Below are 18,346 nucleotides of genomic sequence, written 5' to 3'. Positions count from 1 at the left end.
CTCACCATATAGCGTTTTTCTTATCGCAAACCCCCTACATGTAGTATTTATCCACAGAGTTAGTCACAAGGCGGATCTGTGGATAAACGGGGGATATTTTTTATTTCACGGACAGGTAAAACCCACATGAATCAGAGTCTGCTGGTGACAAAGCGCGACGGTACTACCGAGCGTATCAATCTGGACAAAATCCATCGAGTTCTCGACTGGGCAGCAGAAGGACTGAACAACGTATCTATCTCCCAGGTTGAACTGCGTTCCCACATTCAGTTCTACGACGGCATCAAAACGTCTGATATCCACGAAACAATCATTAAAGCAGCGGCAGACCTCATCTCCCGCGAAGCACCGGATTATCAGTACCTCGCTGCACGTCTGGCGATTTTCCACCTGCGTAAAAAAGCCTACGGTCAGTTTGAGCCGCCGAAGCTTTACGATCACGTAGTGAAAATGGTTGAGCTGGGCAAATACGACACGCATCTGCTGGAAGACTATACGGAAGAAGAGTTCGAGCAGATGAACGGGTTTATCGATCACTGGCGCGACATGAACTTCTCCTACGCGGCGGTGAAGCAGCTCGAAGGCAAATACCTGGTTCAGAACCGTGTAACCGGTGAGATCTACGAAAGCGCCCAGTTCCTCTATATTCTGGTGGCCGCCTGCCTGTTCTCTAACTACCCGCGTGACACCCGTCTGGAATACGTGAAGCGTTTCTACGATGCGGTATCCACGTTCAAGATTTCTCTGCCGACGCCAATCATGTCTGGCGTGCGTACCCCAACCCGTCAGTTCAGCTCCTGCGTACTGATCGAGTGTGGTGACAGCCTGGATTCCATCAACGCCACCTCCAGCGCCATCGTGAAATACGTCTCCCAGCGTGCCGGTATCGGCATCAACGCTGGTCGCATCCGTGCGCTGGGCAGCCCGATTCGCGGCGGTGAAGCGTTCCACACCGGCTGTATCCCGTTCTATAAACACTTCCAGACGGCAGTAAAATCCTGCTCTCAGGGCGGCGTGCGCGGCGGTGCTGCGACCCTGTTCTACCCGATGTGGCACCTGGAAGTAGAAAGCCTGCTGGTTCTGAAAAACAACCGCGGCGTGGAAGGCAACCGCGTGCGCCATATGGACTACGGCGTGCAGATCAACAAGCTGATGTACACCCGTCTGCTGAAAGGCGAAGACATCACCCTGTTCAGCCCGTCCGACGTTCCGGGCCTGTATGACGCGTTCTTTGCCGATCAGGACGAGTTCGAGCGTCTGTACACCAAATACGAAAAAGACGACAGCATTCGTAAGCAGCGCGTGAAGGCGGTAGACCTGTTCTCCCTGATGATGCAGGAACGTGCCTCTACCGGCCGTATCTACATCCAGAACGTGGACCACTGCAACACCCACAGCCCGTTTGATCCAGTAGTTGCGCCAGTGCGCCAGTCTAACCTGTGCCTGGAGATCGCCCTGCCGACCAAACCGCTGGAAGACGTGAACGACGAAAACGGTGAAATCGCGCTGTGTACGCTGTCCGCGTTCAACCTGGGCGCGATTAAGAGCCTGGACGAGCTGGAAGAGCTGGCCGTGCTGGCGGTTCGCGCGCTCGACGCCCTGCTGGACTACCAGGATTACCCAATCCCGGCCGCTAAACGCGGTGCGATGGGCCGCCGTACCCTGGGTATCGGCGTGATCAACTTCGCCTACTGGCTGGCGAAAAACGGCAAGCGTTACTCCGACGGCAGCGCTAACAACCTGACGCACCAGACGTTCGAAGCGATTCAGTACTACCTGATGAAAGCCTCTAACGAGCTGGCGAAAGAACAAGGCGCGTGCCCGTGGTTCAACGAAACCACCTACGCGAAAGGCATTCTGCCAATCGACACCTACAAGAAAGACCTGGATGCGATCGTCAGCGAACCGCTGCATCTCGACTGGGAAGGCCTGCGCGAGTCCATCAAGACCCATGGCCTGCGTAACTCCACGCTCTCTGCCCTGATGCCGTCCGAGACCTCTTCGCAGATCTCTAACGCCACCAACGGTATTGAACCGCCGCGCGGCCACGTGAGCATCAAAGCGTCGAAAGACGGCGTGCTGCGTCAGGTGATACCGGATTACGAAACGCTGGGTAATAACTACGAGCTGCTGTGGGAAATGCCGAACAACGACGGCTACCTGCAGCTGGTGGGTATCATGCAGAAGTTTATCGACCAGTCGATCTCTGCCAATACCAACTATGACCCGACGCGCTTCCCGTCCGGCAAGGTACCGATGCAGCAGCTGCTGAAAGACCTGCTCACCGCCTACAAATTTGGCGTGAAAACGCTGTACTATCACAACACCCGTGACGGTGCGGAAGACGCGCAGGACGACATGGTACCGTCAATTCAGGACGATGGCTGCGAAAGCGGCGCATGTAAGATCTAATGAAGGGCGGGGATATCCCCGCCTTTATTTCGTAAGACAGGACACACTCATGGCATATACCACCTTTTCACAGACGAAAAACGACCAGCTCAAAGAGCCGATGTTCTTCGGCCAGCCGGTCAACGTGGCACGCTACGATCAGCAAAAATATGACATCTTCGAAAAGCTGATTGAAAAGCAACTCTCCTTCTTCTGGCGCCCGGAAGAAGTGGACGTCTCCCGCGACCGTATTGACTACCAGTCGCTGCCGGATCACGAAAAACATATCTTCATCAGCAACCTGAAGTACCAGACGCTGCTGGACTCCATTCAGGGTCGTAGCCCGAACGTGGCGCTGCTGCCTCTGATCTCCATTCCTGAGCTGGAAACCTGGGTGGAAACCTGGGCGTTCTCCGAGACGATCCACTCCCGCTCTTACACCCACATCATCCGCAACATCGTGAACGATCCGGCGGTGGTGTTTGACGATATCGTCACCAACGAGCAGATCCAGAAGCGCGCGGAAGGCATTGCCCACTACTACGACGAGCTGATCGAGATGACCAGCTACTGGCATTTGCTGGGCGAAGGTACGCACAACGTGAACGGTAAAACCATCACCGTGAACCTGCGCGCGCTGAAAAAACAGCTGTACCTGTGCCTGATGAGCGTTAACGCGCTGGAAGCGATCCGCTTCTACGTGAGCTTCGCCTGCTCCTTCGCCTTTGCAGAGCGCAAGCTGATGGAAGGCAACGCCAAAATCATTCGTCTGATCGCCCGCGATGAAGCCCTGCACCTGACCGGTACCCAGCACATGCTGAACCTGCTGCGCAGCGGGACGGACGATCCGGAGATGGCGGAAATTGCCGAAGAGTGCAAGCAGGAGTGCTACGACCTGTTCGTGCTGGCGGCTCAGCAGGAGAAAGAGTGGGCAGACTACCTGTTCCGCGACGGCTCCATGATTGGCCTGAACAAAGACATTCTGTGCCAGTACGTTGAGTACATCACCAACATCCGCATGCAGGCCGTCGGTCTTGACCTGCCGTTCCAGACGCGCTCTAACCCGATTCCGTGGATCAACACCTGGCTGGTGTCCGATAACGTGCAGGTTGCGCCGCAGGAAGTGGAAGTCAGCTCTTATCTGGTCGGTCAGATTGATTCTGAAGTCAACACCGACGACCTGAGCAACTTCCAGCTCTGATGTCACGCGTCACGCTACGTCTTTCCGGCACTGAGGTACTGTGTCGGGAGGAGCACCCTTCTCTGCTGGTGGCGCTTGAGGCGCATCAGGTAGAAGTAGAGTACCAGTGTCGTTCCGGCTACTGCGGCTCCTGCCGCTGCCGTCTGGTCGCCGGCCAGGTGGACTGGCTGACCGAGCCGCTGGCCTTTATCAACGAAGGGGAAATTTTGCCCTGCTGCTGCCGGGCAAAAGGCGATATCGAGATCGAGATGTGATGTTGTCCGTATCCCCTCTCCCGGTGGGAGAGGGTCAGGGTGAGGGCATCAGGCCGCAGAGCCTGATTGTCGGGTGGCGGCTTCGCCTTACCCGACCTGCCAAACCTACTTCCGGTGAATGAATTCGACCGCTTTATCCGGGAAATCCGTAAACAGTCCGTCCACGCCCGCCTGGTTATACAACACCTCATAAAGCTGATTCACGTCCGTGGCATACGGCGGCAGCTGGTCTGCACGCACGGTATACGGATGCACCTGCATCCTGCTGGCGTGCGCCTCTTTCACCATGGCCGTCAGCTTCACGTGGCCCGGCGCTGAGCCTTCCGCCACCAGCATGTGGTAATCCGGCCCGATGCCGTCGGCGTACTGCGCAATCTGCTTCATCGCGCCCGGCTTAAACATCCAGTCGTAGCTGTAGTTCACCCACTTGCCGTCCGGCTGCTTCTCCTGGGTTTCATTCCAGTCGGTATAGGCAATCAGCTGCACCAGATTGAGGTTCATCCCCATCTTCGGCTCCAGCACGGTTTTGATGCGCTTCAGCTCGGCGGCGTCAAAACACTGCAGGTAGACTTTGTCCTTCTTGCTGATGTAGCCGTACTGTTTCAGCACCTCCAGCGTCTTCGCGGCAATGTCTTTGCCTTCCTGATGGTGGAACCACGGCGCTTTGATCTCCGGGTAGATGCCGATATTTTTACCGGTTGAGTGGTTCAGCCCCTGAACAAACTCAATCTCTTCCTGGAAGGTATGGATCCGGAAGTCAGACTTGCCCATAGGGAAACGTCCCGGATAGACCTGAACCTTCTTGCCGTTTTCGATCTCGAAGCCTTCGGTAAACTTCAGGGAACGGATCTCCGCCAGGGTGAAATCAATGGCGTAGTAGCGGCCATCTTTGCGCGCGCGGTCCGGGTATCGCTCCGCCACGTCCGTCACGCGGTCCAGATAGTGGTCATGCAGGACGACCAGCTGGTCGTCCTTCGTCATCACCAGATCCTGCTCCAGGTAATCCGCGCCCTGGGCATAGGCCATCGCTTTCGCCGGGAGCGTATGCTCCGGCAGATAGCCGCTGGCGCCGCGGTGGGCAATAACGATTTTATCCGCCGCCAGCACCGAGCCTGTCATCAGGCCCGCCAGCAGCAGGCCGGTTGTTACGTAAGATAATTTCATCGCAATGCTCCTTATTGACGACGCGCCAGCACTTCCGCGTGGTGACGTTTCTCACCGATCATGACCACAATGAGCAGCAGTGCCGCCAGCACGCTGCCGCCGATCATCACCATAAAGCCGCCGTCCCAGCCGAAGAAGTCAACGGTGTAGCCCACGATAGCGCTCGCCGCGACCGAACCGCCCAGGTAGCCGAACAGACCGGTAAAGCCTGCCGCCGTGCCTGCCGCTTTTTTCGGCGCCAATTCCAGCGCGTGCAGACCGATCAGCATCACCGGACCGTAAATCAGGAAGCCGATGACGATCATGCAGGCCATGTCTACTGATGGGTTGCCCGGCGGGTTGAGCCAGTAAACGACGGTCGCGATGGTGACCAGGGTCATAAAGAACACGCCCGTCGCGCCGCGGTTGCCTTTAAACACCTTGTCCGACATCCAGCCGCAAAGCAGCGTGCCCGGGATCCCGGCATATTCATAAAGGAAATAGGCCCAGGAGGACTTATCCAGCGCGAAGTGCTTCACCTCTTTCAGGTAGGTCGGGGACCAGTCCAGAATGCCGTAGCGCAGCAGGTAAACGAACACGTTCGCCACCGCGATGTACCACAGCAGCTTGTTCGGCAGGACGTACTTCATGAAGATCTGTTTTGCGGTCAGCTCTTCTTCGTGCTCCTTGCTGTAATCATCCGGATAGTCGTTTTTGTACTCTTCAATCGGCGGCAGGCCGCAGGATTGCGGCGTATCGCGCATCAGCGCGAAAGCGATAATCGCCACGACGATGGCGCCAAAGGCAGGCATATAGAGCGCAGCGTGCCAGTCGTTGAACCAGGCCATCCCCAGCAGGAACAGCAGCGGCGGGATACCGCCACCGACGTTATGCGCGCAGTTCCACACCGACACGATGCCGCCGCGTTCCTTCTGCGACCACCAGTGCACCATGGTGCGTCCGCACGGCGGCCACCCCATTCCCTGGAACCAGCCGCAGAGGAACAGCAGCACGAACATGACGGCGATGCTGGAGGTTGCCCACGGCACAAAGCCCATGAACAGCATGACCGCGGCCGCCAGGATCAGACCGGCGGGCAGGAACACGCGCGGATTCGAGCGATCCGATACCGACCCCATGATGAATTTGGAAAAACCGTAGGCGATTGAGATCCCCGACAGCGCGAACCCCAGATCGCCGCGGGAGAAGCCCTGCTCCACCAGATACGGCATCGCGAGCGCGAAGTTTTTACGTACAAGGTAGTACGCCGCGTACCCGAAGAAGATCCCCAGGAAAATTTGCCAGCGCAGACGGCGGTATAGCGGATCAATTTCTGCCTCTGGCAGACGCGCCCTGTGCGGCGCAGGTTTGAAGATACTGAGCATAACAGCCTCCGTGGCCTTGAATTGAATGGGCAGGTGGCTCGCACCTGAATTCCAGAGGCGGGGATGTTAAGAAATCACGGTGATTGTTACTGTGAATCAACGCACAGATTGTTACAGAAATATGACAGAATGCGCAAAAAAGCGCATGGAATCACGTTCCACTTTCGAATTTCGCGCGTTTATGTTCGAAATCAAACAAACCACACTATTGATATGGCTAAATGATAAAAAAACGAACATAGAGGGTAAACAATGACCATTCACGATCCTCGCTACAGCGATGTGATAATCATTGGCGGTGGCGCAACCGGCGCCGGGATCGCACGCGACTGCGCCCTTCGCGGCTTAAGCGTTACGCTGCTGGAGCGCCACGATATCGCCACGGGCGCAACCGGGCGTAACCATGGCCTGCTGCACAGCGGCGCGCGGTATGCGGTTACCGACGGTGAATCCGCACGCGAATGTATTGCTGAAAACCAGATCCTCAAGCGTATCGCCCGCCACTGCATTGAGCCGACCGACGGCCTCTTTATTACTCTTCCCGAAGATGACCTCGCCTTTCAGGACACCTTTATTACCGCCTGCACTGCGGCGGGCATTCAGGCTGAGGCCATGGACCCGGCGCTGGCGCGGCGGCTGGAACCGTCGGTTAACCCGGCGCTTATCGGCGCGGTAAAAGTGCCTGACGGCACCGTTGACCCCTTCCGCCTGACCGCCGCCAATATGCTGGACGCCCGCGAGCATGCCGCGCAAATCCTGACCGGGCACGAAGTGACCGGGCTTATCCGCGAGGGGAATCGCATCTGCGGCGTGCGGATCCTTGATACGCAATATAACGAACACAGCGAGCTGTATGCCGCCGTGGTGGTCAACGCGGCGGGGATCTGGGGGCAGCGCATCGCGGAATACGCGGACCTGTCGGTGCGCATGTTCCCGGCGAAAGGCTCGCTGCTGATCCTCGACCACCGCATCAATAACCACGTGATCAACCGCTGCCGCAAACCGTCCGACGCCGATATCCTCGTCCCGGGCGACACCATTTCGTTAATCGGTACCACCTCAACCCACGTCGACTACAGCGAGATTGACTACAACCGCGTGACCGCCGAAGAGGTCGACATCCTGCTGCGTGAAGGGGAAAAACTGGCCCCGGTGATGGCCCGGACGCGTATTCTGCGCGCCTACGCGGGCGTGCGTCCGCTGGTCGCCAGCGACAACGACCCGAGCGGGCGTAACGTCAGCCGGGGCATCGTGCTGCTCGATCACGCCGAACGCGACGGCATGGACGGGTTTATCACCATCACCGGCGGCAAGCTGATGACCTACCGCCTGATGGCCGAGTGGGCGACCGATGCCGTCTGCCGCAAGCTGGGCAATACCGAACGGTGCGTGACGGCAGAGCAGCCACTGCCCGGCTCGCGTCAGTCCACCGAAAAAACGCTGCAAAAAATTATCTCCCTGCCCGCGCCGCTGCGCGGATCCGCTATCTACCGCCACGGCGACAGAACGCCGCAGTGGCTCGGTGAAGGACGCCTGAGCCGCAGCCTGGTATGCGAGTGCGAAGCCGTCACCGCCGGTGAGGTGCAGTATGCGGTGGAGAGCCTGACGGTCACAAGCCTGCTCGATCTTCGTCGCCGCACCCGCGTGGGAATGGGTACCTGTCAGGGCGAGCTGTGCGCCTGTCGTGCCGCCGGGCTGCTGCAGCGTTTTCATACCACCACCGCCACCCAGTCGCTCGATCAGCTCAGCGCGTTTTTAAACGAGCGATGGAAAGGCATTCAGCCTGTCGCCTGGGGCGATGCCCTGCGCGAAAGCGAATTTACCCGCTGGGTCTACCAGGGGCTTTGCGGTCTTGAGAAGGAGCAACGCGATGAAATTTGATACCGTAATCGTCGGCGGCGGGCTGGCAGGCCTGCTCTGCGGCATCAAGCTCACGAAGCTGGGGCTGCGCTGCGCCATTATCACCCGGGGCCAGAGCGCCCTGCACTTCTCGTCGGGCTCTCTGGATCTGGTGGACGACGCGTACCGCGATAAGCTCCCGCCGGAGCATCCGTATCACCTGATTGGCGCCCAGCATATTGACCGCTTTGCGCTGGAAGCCGAAGCGCTGCTGGCGGACTGCGGCGCGCGTCTGAAGGGAAGCGCCCGGCTCAATCACCAGCGCGTCACGCCGCTCGGCACCCTGCGCTCTGCCTGGCTCAGCCCGGAAGAAGTGCCCGTTGCTCCCTTCAACGCCGCGCGCGTGCGGGTCGTGGGCATTAGCGGCTTTCTGGATTTTCAGCCCCATCTCGCGGCAGCGTCGCTCTGTCGCCAGGGCGTCAATGCCGAAACGGCTGAGATAGAGCTGCCTGAGCTTGATGTCCTGCGCGACAACCCGAGCGAATTTCGCGCTGTGAATATCGCCCGTTTTCTGGATAACGAGGACAAATGGCCGCTGCTGTATGACGCGCTCAGGCCCCTCAGCGACAGCTGTGACGCCCTGCTGATGCCCGCCTGCTTTGGTTTACGCGACAACAGGCTCTGGCGCTGGCTCTCGGACCGTCTGCCCTGCACGCTCGGCCTGCTGCCAACCCTGCCCCCTTCTGTCCCCGGCATTCGCCTGCATACCCAACTCCAGCGCCAGTTTGTCGCGCTGGGCGGCGTGTGGATGGCGGGTGATGAGGTGAAAAAAATCACCCTGACCGACGGCGCGGTGAGCAAAATCTGGACGCGCAACCACGACGATATTCCGCTTCGCGCGCGCTTTACGGTGCTGGCAAGCGGCAGCTTCTTCAGCAACGGGCTGCTGAGCAGCCGGGAGGGCATCCGGGAAGCCATTATGGGGCTCGATGTTCGCCAGCGTGCCTCCCGCGCGGACTGGTATCAAAGTGATTTCTTCTCGCCGCAGCCTTGGCAGCAGTTCGGCGTAATTGTCGATAACCAGCTACATCCGCAACTTTCCGGTAAGCCCGTCAGTAATCTTTTTGCCATCGGCTCGCTGCTGGGCGGGTACGATCCGATTGCCCAGGGATGCGGTGGTGGAGTATGCGCCGTCACGGCGCTGTATGTGGCAGAGCAGATTAGCCAGCGCACGGAGGCTGAACGATGAACGACACCCGTTTTGAAAGCTGCATTAAATGCACGGTGTGTACCACCGTCTGCCCGGTGAGCGGCGTAAACCCACGCTATCCCGGGCCAAAGCAGGCCGGACCGGACGGCGAGCGTCTGCGCCTGAAGGACGGCAAGCTGTACGACGAGGCGCTGAAATACTGCATCAACTGCAAACGCTGCGAAGTCGCCTGCCCGTCGGATGTGAAAATCGGCGATATCATCCAGCGCGCCCGGGCGCGCTACAGCACGCAAAAGCCGACGCTGCGGGACGCGATTCTGAGCCATACCGATCTGATGGGCAGCGTCTCGACGCCGTTTGCCCCGCTGGTGAATGCCGCGACCTCCCTCAAACCGGTGCGTCAACTGCTGGATGCCACGCTGAAGATAGACCATCACCGCAGCCTGCCGAAATATTCTCACGGCACCTTCCGCCGCTGGTACAAATCCGTCGCGGCGGAGCAGGCGCAGTACGCCGACCAGGTGGCCTTTTTCCACGGCTGCTATGTGAACTACAACCACCCGCAGCTGGGCAAAGATCTGCTGAAGGTGATGAACGCCATGGGAACGGGCGTTCAGCTACTGAACAAAGAGAAGTGCTGCGGCGTACCGCTGATCGCCAACGGGTTTACCGATAAAGCGCGCAGGCAGGCTCAGAGCAATGTCACCTCCCTGCGCGAAGCGATTGTCGATAAAGGTATTCCGGTGCTGGCGACCTCGTCCACCTGCACCTTCACCCTGCGCGATGAGTACCCGCATCTGCTGGACGTGGATAATACCGGCCTGCGCGAGCACATCGAGCTGGCGACACGCTTCCTGTGGCGCAAGCTCGATAGCGGGCAGACGTTGCCGCTGGGGAAATTGCCCCTGAAAGTGGTGTATCACACGCCGTGTCATATGGAGAAAATGGGCTGGTCGCTCTATACGCTTGAGCTGCTGCGGTTAATTCCAGGCCTGGAGCTGACGGTGCTGGATTCGCGCTGCTGCGGGATTGCGGGAACCTACGGCTTTAAGCGTGAAAACTACGAAACGTCGCAGGCGATTGGCGCCCCGCTGTTCCGTCAGATTGAAGAGAGCGGCGCGGATATCGTGGTAACGGACTGCGAAACCTGCAAGTGGCAGATTGAGATGTCCACCAGCAAGCGCTGCGAACATCCAATCACCCTGCTGGCGAAGGCGCTGGGCTGAACATGGCCGGGGCGAAACGCCCCGGCCAACGTTTACTCCACGAATAGCGACTCGACAACGTTGATCCAGCCGTGCTCGCTGGCAACCTCTTTGCCATTCAGCCAGCGGCGCAGCATGTTCAGCGCCATCATGGCGCAAACCTCCTGACGCACCGCCAGGCTGTGGCGGGTGATGTTCATTTTTACCCGCAGGGCCCAGGTCCCTTCCGGCGTCGCCAGCGCGAAGTTAAGGTGTTCCTCGTCCAGCCCCCCGACAAACAGCGCCAGACCGGCAAAATGCTTCACCCTTCTCTCGGAAGCCCAGCGGGCGGTTTGCGCCAGGGTCTCCTGCTGGAACGGCACCACTTCGCTGGCCAGCAGCGGCGCGTTGACGCGCGACAGCTGCAGCGCCAGCAGGCCACCGGTGAACTGCTCGCTTAAGGTCACACTCAGCTGACGCGACTGCAGATGCGTCGCAATCTGCGCGGGTAGCCCTTCCGTCCCTTCAAAGATCAGGCTTTCGCCCGCCACGCGCTGCACCTCGGGCCACAGGGCCAGCATCGCCTCTTTCTGTTCGGCCGGACCTGTCAGCTTAAGCTCAATGATCGGCATGGAGGAGCGGTAGCCCATGGAGACGCCCGGCGGCAGCGGGAGAGGGTCAAGGCTCTGGGCCAGATCGCTTTCCGAGCGGCCAAAGGTGGTCAGACGCAGGCACAGCGGCGGTTCAGGCAGGGTAAAACGATCGCGAAGGCGCGGCAGGATCTGCTGCTCGACCATCACTTTAAATTCTGAGGGCACGCCCGGCGTGAAGAACATCAGGCAGCGGTTCAGCTGCATGGCAAACCCGCACGCGGTACCCACCGGGTTATCGACCAGCTCGGCGCTGGCGGGAATTTCAGCCTGTTTGCGGTTGCTGGGGGCCATGACGCGGCCACGTTCGGAGAAAAAGCGCTCCATCTGCGAAAGCCACGCCTCGTGCAGCACCAGCCCTTCGCCTTTTGCGGTCGCGGCGGCCAGCGCGCTGAGATCGTCACCGGTGGGGCCGAGTCCGCCATTCACAATCAGCACGTCGCAGTGTTTGCTGCGCTCGCGCAGAATAGCGACCAGCGACTCAAGATTGTCGCCCACCGTATTGCGGCGCGTTAACGGTAATCCTTGCTCAAAGAAAAGATCGGCAAGCCAGGCAGCATTGGTATCAATAATTTGTCCATGCAGCACTTCGTCGCCGGTGGATAACATCTCCACGTTAATCATTATGTTCTCCCGCTTATTTGGTCAAAACACTATAGCGCAAACGCGGGGTGGAGAAGAGAGAAACTGGCGCGACAGAACGCCGCGCCGGAGTGATTAGAAGCCTGCGCTGACGCCCACGTACGGGCCGTCGGCCAGCGCGTTGTCGCGGTTGCCGTCTTTGCCGGCCAGGTTCAGATAGCGATAGCCCGCTTCGATGGTAATCGGACGCATGATGGTCCAGCGCGCGCCGGCGTTGGCCTCTTCATAGCTTTCGATACCGCTTGAGAGGGAGTCCGGCGAATAGTAGTACTCACCAAACAGGCCGAAGCTGTCGCCAATTTTCCACTGCAGGCCACCGCCCACTGCCGCCGCGTACCCTTCGTCACCGTCATTTGGGTTGGTGTAGATACCTTTACCGCCGACGGTGGCCAGGAACGGGCCAAGAGGAACGTTCAGACCCAGGCCGAGGCTCGCCGCGTCGCCGTCGTCATCGTTATGCGTCCAGCCGCCGGTCATCGCCAGGCCGGAAGTCTCGGTACCCATGCCAAAGCCCAGGTGGGTATAATCCTGACCCGCCGAGCCGTTAATGCTGATGGCGTTAGCCGCCGCAGATACAACCATCAGGCCGAAGCCCACGAATGCCACTTTTTTCATTGTCGTGATCCCGCACAATTATTATAAAGAAGTCCCAAAACCGCGAGATTTTAACCGGAGTCTTCCGGGGATCAAGCACTCTGCGTGCGGCAGGTCAGTAGATTGTAATTATTTGAAACGGCTATTATCCCTTCAGCGAGGCGTTCACCCACTGCTGCAACGCGCGGCGTGAGACTTTAATGCCGCCATTTTTGAGTTCGGTCGGCAACAGCAGCCAGCGGACGGGTTGCTCAAAACGCGCCACCTTATCCCTGACCCAGTCAGGTAAACAGCTGATATCCGTGCCCGGCTCGCACTCCACCACCGCCACCGGACGCTGTCCAAACTCGGCGTCGTCCAGCGGGACGATAAACACCTGGTTAATCTGCGGATGGCGGGCGATAACGCGCTCAAGGCTCTCCGGCTGGATCCCTTCTCCGCCGCTAAAAAAGAGGTTGTCCATGCGGCCCAGGATCGTCAGGCGGCCGTCATGCCATTCCCCGCGATCGCGGGTAGCGAACCATCCCTGCGCGTTGGTCAGCGGAACCAATTCACCGTCCCGCCAGTAGCCTGAGGCCATACTCTCTGCCCGGATCCAGACCTCACCGTTAACCACCTGCACCTCTCTGCCCGGCAGCGCGGAGCCTACGTCCGGCTCGCCGTCCGCCGCTTTCGCGCAGACGGTAGAGGCAAACTCGGTCAGGCCGTAGCCGCAGAAGGTGCGAATCCCCTGCTCGCGCGCCTGCTGCGTCAATTCAACAGGAATGGCGGCCCCGCCCAGCAGCACCGCTTTCAGTGCAACAGGCTGGTGGGCATTAAGCAGACGCCAGAGCTGGGTCGGCACCAGCGAAGCGTGCGTACAGCCGCGCAGCGCCTGCGCCAGCGGCTGTTTCTCGCGCACGGTTAACCGCGCGCCGGCCTGCAGCCAGCGCCATAAAATCCCCTGGCCGGAAACGTGAAACAGCGGCAGCGAAAGCAGCCAGTCGTCGTCTTCGCCGTAGGGCATCAGCGCCAGCACGCCGCGCGCGCTGGCAAGATGAGCCTCGCAGGTATGGACCGCCGCTTTCGGCAGCCCGGTGGAGCCGGAGGTTAGCGTCATCGACGCCAGCCGCGCCGGCTGCCACGCAACGCGATATTCCCCCGCATGCTCGCGCATGCTCAGGGCTGGAAGACCGTCGCAGGTACCGTCCTGCACCAGCGCAAAGCGCAGCGTCATCTGCGGGAGCAACACGTCCAGCAGCGGGCGAGGCAGCTGCGGATTAACGGGAAGAATACGCGCCCCGCACTGGAGCAACGCCAGCCACGCCAGCAGGGTTCGCGGATGATTATGGGCCAGCAGCAGCACGCCGCTGCCCTCCTCCACGCCCTGCAGGTGAAACTCTGCCGCAAGGCGGTCGACGCGGGCGCACAGCTGTTGCCAGCTGAGCACCTCGTCGTTCAGCCTGAGGGCCGGTTTATCAGCAAACTGCGCGCGCCAGTGCCGCCACGGCCAGTCGGTAAAACTCATAACAACGGCTCCAGCGCCGCGACGTTGAGGCACGGCAGCGCGCTGTCCGGCCACCTGCGGATAAGCTGAGCCTGCATCAGGTTCAGCGTGTCGAGGCCAGGGATCGTATCCGGCGTTAGCCAGGCGGCAATGCGCGCCAGCTGGGTCAGCCCAAGGCTGGACTCAATCGACGAGCTGATGACCGCCGTCAGCCCCAGCGCGTGCGCCGCCGCGACCTGCTCGCGCACCTTCGCCAGGCTGCCGGTCAGCGTTGGTTTAATCACTACCGCGCTGACGCCGGGCTCGGCGACAAATTCAAAATCGTCCTCGCGCAGGCTTTCATCCCAGGCGATGGCAATCCCCGTTTCGCGGGCGAACGCGCGCGAATCGTCGCGGGTTTTGCACGGTTCTTCGAGGAAGGCAATGCGGCTGCGGTACGCCGGGTTGACGTACTTTGCAAACTGCTGCGCCTTGAGCGGCGTCCAGGCGCGGTTAGCGTCAAGACGCAGATGAAGGTCGGGGATCGCCTCCAGCAGCAGGTTGGCGACCATGCCGTCGCGCACCGCCTCGTAGAGACCGACTTTAATTTTCGCCACTTTCTCGCCCGGCATGGCGGAGAGCAGCGCGAACAGCTCGTCAGGATCGCCCGTACAGAGCGGTGCCGCGCGGTAGTTAGCCTCTTCAGGCAGGCTGCCGTCCAGCTCCGCCAGGGCGCAGCTGATGCCAAAAGCCGCGGAAGGCACGTCCGGCAGCGCCGGATCCGCGCCCTCACGCCATGCGTCCGACCACGCCAGCAATACAGACTGCGCGTCATCCAGCGACTCCAGGCTAAAGCCCGGCAGCGGCGAAATCTCGCCCCATCCTTCCCGTTCGCCCTGCTGCAGATGCACGAAGAAGCCGTCACGGGTTTTTAACCGCCGTTCACGCAGCACCACGCCCGCGTCCATCGGTATCTGCCAGCGGTAAACCTGCGCGCGACGCATTACGGGTTCCGTTTGTATTTGCTGAAGTCCGGCTGGCGTTTTTCGTTAAACGCGTTGCGCCCTTCCTGACCCTCTTCGGTCATGTAGAACAGCATGGTGGCGTTGCCCGCCAGCTCCTGCAGACCCGCCTGACCGTCGCAGTCGGCGTTGAGAGCGGCCTTCAGGCAGCGCAGCGCCATCGGGCTGTTTTGCAGCATTTCGCGGCACCAGCGAACGGTCTCTTTTTCGAGATCGGCAATCGGAACCACGGTATTCACCAGGCCCATATCCAGCGCTTCCTGGGCGTTGTACTGACGGCACAGGAACCAGATTTCGCGGGCTTTTTTCTGCCCGACGATGCGTGCCATGTACGAGGCGCCCCAGCCGCCGTCGAAGGATCCCACTTTCGGACCGGTCTGGCCGAAGATGGCGTTCTCGGCGGCAATGGTCAGATCGCACATCATGTGCAGCACGTGACCGCCGCCGATGGAGTAGCCCGCTACCATCGCCACTACCGGTTTCGGACAGGTGCGGATCTGACGCTGGAAATCGAGGACGTTCAGGTGGTGGGTACCCGCATCGTCCTGGTATCCGCCGTAGTCGCCGCGCACTTTCTGATCGCCGCCGGAGCAGAACGCTTTATCGCCTTCGCCGGTCAGGACAATCACGCCGATGTTATCGTCGTAGCGCGCATCCGCCAGAGCCTGAATCATCTCTTTCACGGTCAGCGGACGGAAGGCGTTACGCACCTGCGGGCGGTTGATAGTGATTTTGGCAATGCCGTCGGTGGATTTGTGGTAACGAATGTCGGTGTAGCCTTCGGAGCAGTCCTGCCATTCAACCGGGGCGTAAAGCATGTTTTCATCAGGGTAAATCATAGAGTGTCCTTTATTCGATAACGCAGTATCTGAGCCAGACTCGCGATAACCGCATCGGGGTTTTCCCGGTGGGCGTTGTGTCCGGCGTCTGGAATGGCATGGCGAACGGCGTTCACTTCCGCGGCAAGGGCCGCGAACTTCTCATCCCGTTCGCCATAGAGATAGTCAAAAGAGAAATCGCGTGCGCTAAGCGCGGCACGCAAATCCGGCTGCACGGCCAGCGAGGTCGCCTCAAGCATCATCGCCAGCGTCGCGCCGTTGTTCTGGCTGCGCAGGGTAATAAGCGCATCGCGCTGGGCGTCCGTGAGGGAGGCGAACACGGGCTGTTGGTACCAGTCAGCGAACACCTTCTCCAGCGGTTCGGTGCGAAAACGCGTTGCCCAGCGGCGGTCGGACGCCAGCCGCGCACTTCGCGCATCGGCATCCTGCAGGCCCGGGTGTCCACCTTCAACAATCACCCCGAGCAGCCCCTTCGGCTGCTGGCTGGCATGGAACATCGCAATGCGGCCGCCGAGGGAGTACCCGATGAGCCAGAATTTAAGTATGTTGTAACTAAGAAGGGTTCGGGTGAGCAACGTGCTCATCTCGTCAAACCCCATCACGCCCAGATTCCGGGATCCGCCGTGCCCCGGCAGATCCAGATACAGCCGGGGATAATCGCTGAGCCCTTCACCGACCCTCTGCCACTCGCGGCGGTCGCCCGAAAAACCGTGCAAAAAGACCAGCCAGGGATAGCCCGGTTTGCCAGCCTGCTGCACGCCAGAGAGGATCACAGCTGGCTCACCTGCGCCAGCAGGCTTTGCAGGGCCTGCGCACCGTCAGCCTCGTTCACCACCAGCTCAATCAGCGTCGCGCCCGGCTGTTTCCAGGCGCTGCTTAACGCCGCGTCCAGCTGTTCACAGCTTTCCGGGCGATGGTATTTCAGGCTAAACATCGCCGCGGCGTGTTCGAACTGCACGTTCTGCGGCATCAGATAGAAGCGCTCGCGCTCGCTCTGAGGCGTTGGCAACAGGGAGAAAATCTGCCCGCCGTTGTTGTTGACCACAATCAGCACAAACGGGGCAGACGCCTGACGCAGCAGCGCCAGCGCGTTGAGATCGTAGAGCGCGGAGAGATCGCCCACGATCGCCAGCGTCGATTTCGCGTTGGCGCGCTGCACGCCCGCCGCCGTGGAGATCAGCCCGTCGATGCCGCTGGCACCGCGGTTGCTGTACACCGGGTAGCCCGCGGGCAGCTTCGAGAAAGCGTCAATCAGCCGCACGACGAGGCTGTTGCCGACAAACAATTGCCCCTGTTCAGGCAGGCACTGGCGAATGCGGTGCGCCAGCCCGGCCTCGCTAAACGCTTCACAGTGCGCTTTGGTCAGTTCCCACGCCTGGCGCGAAAGGTCCGGGATAACCACCGCCCAGGGCTTGCGTTTCTCAGCCGGATGAAGCGTCAGCCAGGCGTCGATACTGCTGACCAGACGACGGCCGCGGTGGTGCGCCGGGTCAAGCCGTCCTTCCAGCGAATCCACCAGCCAATACTCTTCCGGCGTGCAGGTGGCCTGCCACTGCAGTAACCGTTTGCCGGTCAAACTCGATCCAAGCTGGACCACAATCTGCGCCTGCGCCAGTTCGGTGACCGCTTTCGCATTACCCAGCCAGAGGTCGGCGCACGGCAGCGGCTGACCGGTCTGGGAAAGCACGTCGCCAATCAGCGGCCAGCCGAGGGTTTGCGCCCATTCGGCGACCAGCTTGCCTTCGGCGGCGCTCATGCGCCCGGCAATCACCACGCCGCGCTTCTGCCGCCAGAAGAACCAGTCGCGCTGTTTCGCGCTCTCAAGATGCGTCTGCTCGCGCAGCCACGGTTTTTCACTCTGCCACCAGTCGCCGAGGGACTGCTGCCAGTCAAGACCGGTGTCGTCCAGCTCGCCGTAGAGCGGCTCGGCAAACGGGCAGTTGATATGCAGCGCCCCGCTGCGCAACGTCTCCATGGCGTGATCGACCGTGGAGACCAGCCAGCTTGCCGGAATATCCTGGGTGGGACGCGGTAACGAAATCGTCTGCGAAGGATGCGAAGAAAAGAGCCCCGGCTGGCGAATGGCCTGATTGGCGCCGCAGTCGATAAGCTCAGGGGGACGATCGGCCGTCAGTAAGATCAGTCTTTCACCCGTTAACCCGGCTTCTATCAGGGCCGGATAGAGGTTCGCCACGGCGGTACCGGAGGTGACGATCACCGCCACAGGTTCTTTGCTGACTTTCGCCAGACCCAGCGCCAGATGGCCGAGGCCGCGTTCATCAAAGTGGGTGTGGTGAATCAACGCCCGGTTTTCTGCGGCCGCCAGCGTCAGCGGCGTTGAGCGAGAACCCGGTGCAATACACACGTGCCTGACGCCGTGGCGCGTCAGGGCTTCAAGGATCACCGCCGCCCAGCGTCGGTTAAAAGAACTTACTGACATGAGATTGTCCGGTATCAAGAATGCGACACAGTATAAATAATAGAAAAAATTGGAATTTTGATATGAATCGGGATTGCGCGAATCTGT

The 18,346-nt window shown here is 60.2% G+C and carries 15 protein-coding genes; 6 read left to right on the top strand and 9 right to left on the bottom strand.

The window, feature by feature from the left end:
- Positions 1-126: 126 nt before the first annotated feature.
- From nrdA to yfaE, 3 genes are read left to right on the top strand one after another with little or no spacing between them, the layout of a single operon-like run.
- On the top strand, positions 127-2,412 hold the full coding sequence (nrdA, locus tag ACERY3_RS11650; RefSeq protein ID WP_373225700.1) for a class 1a ribonucleoside-diphosphate reductase subunit alpha: 2,286 nt from the start codon (positions 127-129) through the stop codon (positions 2,410-2,412).
- A 49-nt stretch (positions 2,413-2,461) separates the two neighbouring features.
- Positions 2,462-3,592 carry a class Ia ribonucleoside-diphosphate reductase subunit beta gene (nrdB, locus tag ACERY3_RS11645; RefSeq protein ID WP_023312514.1) on the top strand — a complete coding sequence of 377 codons (1,131 nt, stop codon included), beginning with the start codon at positions 2,462-2,464 and terminating at the stop codon, positions 3,590-3,592.
- Positions 3,592-3,846 carry a class I ribonucleotide reductase maintenance protein YfaE gene (gene yfaE / locus ACERY3_RS11640; protein WP_023294104.1) on the top strand — a complete coding sequence of 85 codons (255 nt, stop codon included), beginning with the start codon at positions 3,592-3,594 and terminating at the stop codon, positions 3,844-3,846. The genes nrdB and yfaE overlap by 1 nt, the downstream gene beginning before the upstream one ends.
- Positions 3,847-3,951: 105 nt before the next feature.
- Here yfaE and glpQ read toward each other — a convergent pair whose 3' ends face one another.
- Together glpQ and glpT are read right to left on the bottom strand one after the other, a co-directional pair.
- Positions 3,952-5,010 carry a glycerophosphodiester phosphodiesterase gene (gene glpQ, locus ACERY3_RS11635; RefSeq protein WP_058841538.1) on the bottom strand — a complete coding sequence of 353 codons (1,059 nt, stop codon included), beginning with the start codon at positions 5,008-5,010 and terminating at the stop codon, positions 3,952-3,954.
- 11 nt (positions 5,011-5,021) lie between these two features.
- Positions 5,022-6,374, bottom strand: a complete 1,353-nt coding sequence (gene glpT / locus ACERY3_RS11630) for a glycerol-3-phosphate transporter (RefSeq protein WP_058841539.1) — start codon at positions 6,372-6,374, stop codon at positions 5,022-5,024.
- Between the two features lie 252 nt (positions 6,375-6,626).
- Here glpT and glpA point away from each other — a divergent pair, with 252 nt between their 5' ends.
- From glpA to glpC, 3 genes are read left to right on the top strand one after another with little or no spacing between them, the layout of a single operon-like run.
- The gene (gene glpA / locus ACERY3_RS11625) at positions 6,627-8,255 is read left to right on the top strand and encodes an anaerobic glycerol-3-phosphate dehydrogenase subunit A (protein ID WP_058841540.1); all 1,629 of its coding nucleotides are present in this window, start codon (positions 6,627-6,629) and stop codon (positions 8,253-8,255) included.
- Complete coding sequence (glpB, locus tag ACERY3_RS11620) at positions 8,245-9,462, top strand: glycerol-3-phosphate dehydrogenase subunit GlpB (RefSeq protein WP_058841541.1); 1,218 nt, start codon at positions 8,245-8,247, stop codon at positions 9,460-9,462. The genes glpA and glpB overlap by 11 nt, the downstream gene beginning before the upstream one ends.
- Positions 9,459-10,649 (top strand): anaerobic glycerol-3-phosphate dehydrogenase subunit GlpC, encoded by a 1,191-nt coding sequence (glpC, locus tag ACERY3_RS11615; RefSeq protein ID WP_058841542.1) that lies wholly within the window; start codon positions 9,459-9,461, stop codon positions 10,647-10,649. The genes glpB and glpC overlap by 4 nt, the downstream gene beginning before the upstream one ends.
- Positions 10,650-10,681: 32 nt before the next feature.
- Here the strand turns inward: glpC and ACERY3_RS11610 are convergent, their stop codons facing one another.
- The 7 genes from ACERY3_RS11610 to menD all read right to left on the bottom strand — a co-directional run bounded on the left by ACERY3_RS11610 (position 10,682) and on the right by menD (position 18,259).
- Positions 10,682-11,881, bottom strand: coding sequence for a nicotinamide mononucleotide deamidase-related protein YfaY (locus tag ACERY3_RS11610; protein WP_073001599.1), 1,200 nt, complete (start codon positions 11,879-11,881; stop codon positions 10,682-10,684).
- Between the two features lie 93 nt (positions 11,882-11,974).
- Positions 11,975-12,514 carry a YfaZ family outer membrane protein gene (locus ACERY3_RS11605; RefSeq protein WP_045354282.1) on the bottom strand — a complete coding sequence of 180 codons (540 nt, stop codon included), beginning with the start codon at positions 12,512-12,514 and terminating at the stop codon, positions 11,975-11,977.
- 124 nt (positions 12,515-12,638) lie between these two features.
- Complete coding sequence (menE, locus tag ACERY3_RS11600) at positions 12,639-14,000, bottom strand: o-succinylbenzoate--CoA ligase (RefSeq protein ID WP_373225696.1); 1,362 nt, start codon at positions 13,998-14,000, stop codon at positions 12,639-12,641.
- Positions 13,997-14,962 carry an o-succinylbenzoate synthase gene (gene menC / locus ACERY3_RS11595; protein ID WP_045888619.1) on the bottom strand — a complete coding sequence of 322 codons (966 nt, stop codon included), beginning with the start codon at positions 14,960-14,962 and terminating at the stop codon, positions 13,997-13,999. Before menC ends, menE begins: the two co-directional genes overlap by 4 nt.
- Positions 14,962-15,819 (bottom strand): 1,4-dihydroxy-2-naphthoyl-CoA synthase, encoded by an 858-nt coding sequence (menB, locus tag ACERY3_RS11590; protein ID WP_023312524.1) that lies wholly within the window; start codon positions 15,817-15,819, stop codon positions 14,962-14,964. Before menB ends, menC begins: the two co-directional genes overlap by 1 nt.
- On the bottom strand, positions 15,816-16,592 hold the full coding sequence (gene menH / locus ACERY3_RS11585) for a 2-succinyl-6-hydroxy-2,4-cyclohexadiene-1-carboxylate synthase (RefSeq protein ID WP_058841547.1): 777 nt from the start codon (positions 16,590-16,592) through the stop codon (positions 15,816-15,818). Before menH ends, menB begins: the two co-directional genes overlap by 4 nt.
- Positions 16,589-18,259, bottom strand: coding sequence for a 2-succinyl-5-enolpyruvyl-6-hydroxy-3-cyclohexene-1-carboxylic-acid synthase (gene menD, locus ACERY3_RS11580; RefSeq protein WP_058841548.1), 1,671 nt, complete (start codon positions 18,257-18,259; stop codon positions 16,589-16,591). The genes menH and menD overlap by 4 nt, the downstream gene beginning before the upstream one ends.
- Between the last annotated feature and the right edge of the window lie 87 nt (positions 18,260-18,346).

The organism is Enterobacter cloacae complex sp. ESBL7 (genome assembly GCF_041679625.1).
Lineage (GTDB): Bacteria > Pseudomonadota > Gammaproteobacteria > Enterobacterales > Enterobacteriaceae > Enterobacter > Enterobacter asburiae_B.
This window is presented reverse-complemented; position numbering and strand designations above follow the sequence as displayed.

What these genes read in the sequence shown, in the direction of transcription:
- nrdB (WP_023312514.1), top strand. Translation starts at nt 2,462, where the DNA reads ATGGCATATACCACCTTTTCACAGACGAAAAACGACCAGCTCAAAGAG.
- glpT (WP_058841539.1), bottom strand. Translation starts at nt 6,374, where the DNA reads ATGCTCAGTATCTTCAAACCTGCGCCGCACAGGGCGCGTCTGCCAGAG.
- glpB (WP_058841541.1), top strand. Translation starts at nt 8,245, where the DNA reads ATGAAATTTGATACCGTAATCGTCGGCGGCGGGCTGGCAGGCCTGCTC.
- menE (WP_373225696.1), bottom strand. Translation starts at nt 14,000, where the DNA reads ATGAGTTTTACCGACTGGCCGTGGCGGCACTGGCGCGCGCAGTTTGCT.
- glpC (WP_058841542.1), top strand. Translation starts at nt 9,459, where the DNA reads ATGAACGACACCCGTTTTGAAAGCTGCATTAAATGCACGGTGTGTACC.
- menC (WP_045888619.1), bottom strand. Translation starts at nt 14,962, where the DNA reads ATGCGTCGCGCGCAGGTTTACCGCTGGCAGATACCGATGGACGCGGGC.
- nrdA (WP_373225700.1), top strand. Translation starts at nt 127, where the DNA reads ATGAATCAGAGTCTGCTGGTGACAAAGCGCGACGGTACTACCGAGCGT.
- ACERY3_RS11605 (WP_045354282.1), bottom strand. Translation starts at nt 12,514, where the DNA reads ATGAAAAAAGTGGCATTCGTGGGCTTCGGCCTGATGGTTGTATCTGCG.
- yfaE (WP_023294104.1), top strand. Translation starts at nt 3,592, where the DNA reads ATGTCACGCGTCACGCTACGTCTTTCCGGCACTGAGGTACTGTGTCGG.
- glpA (WP_058841540.1), top strand. Translation starts at nt 6,627, where the DNA reads ATGACCATTCACGATCCTCGCTACAGCGATGTGATAATCATTGGCGGT.
- menD (WP_058841548.1), bottom strand. Translation starts at nt 18,259, where the DNA reads ATGTCAGTAAGTTCTTTTAACCGACGCTGGGCGGCGGTGATCCTTGAA.
- ACERY3_RS11610 (WP_073001599.1), bottom strand. Translation starts at nt 11,881, where the DNA reads ATGATTAACGTGGAGATGTTATCCACCGGCGACGAAGTGCTGCATGGA.
- glpQ (WP_058841538.1), bottom strand. Translation starts at nt 5,010, where the DNA reads ATGAAATTATCTTACGTAACAACCGGCCTGCTGCTGGCGGGCCTGATG.
- menB (WP_023312524.1), bottom strand. Translation starts at nt 15,819, where the DNA reads ATGATTTACCCTGATGAAAACATGCTTTACGCCCCGGTTGAATGGCAG.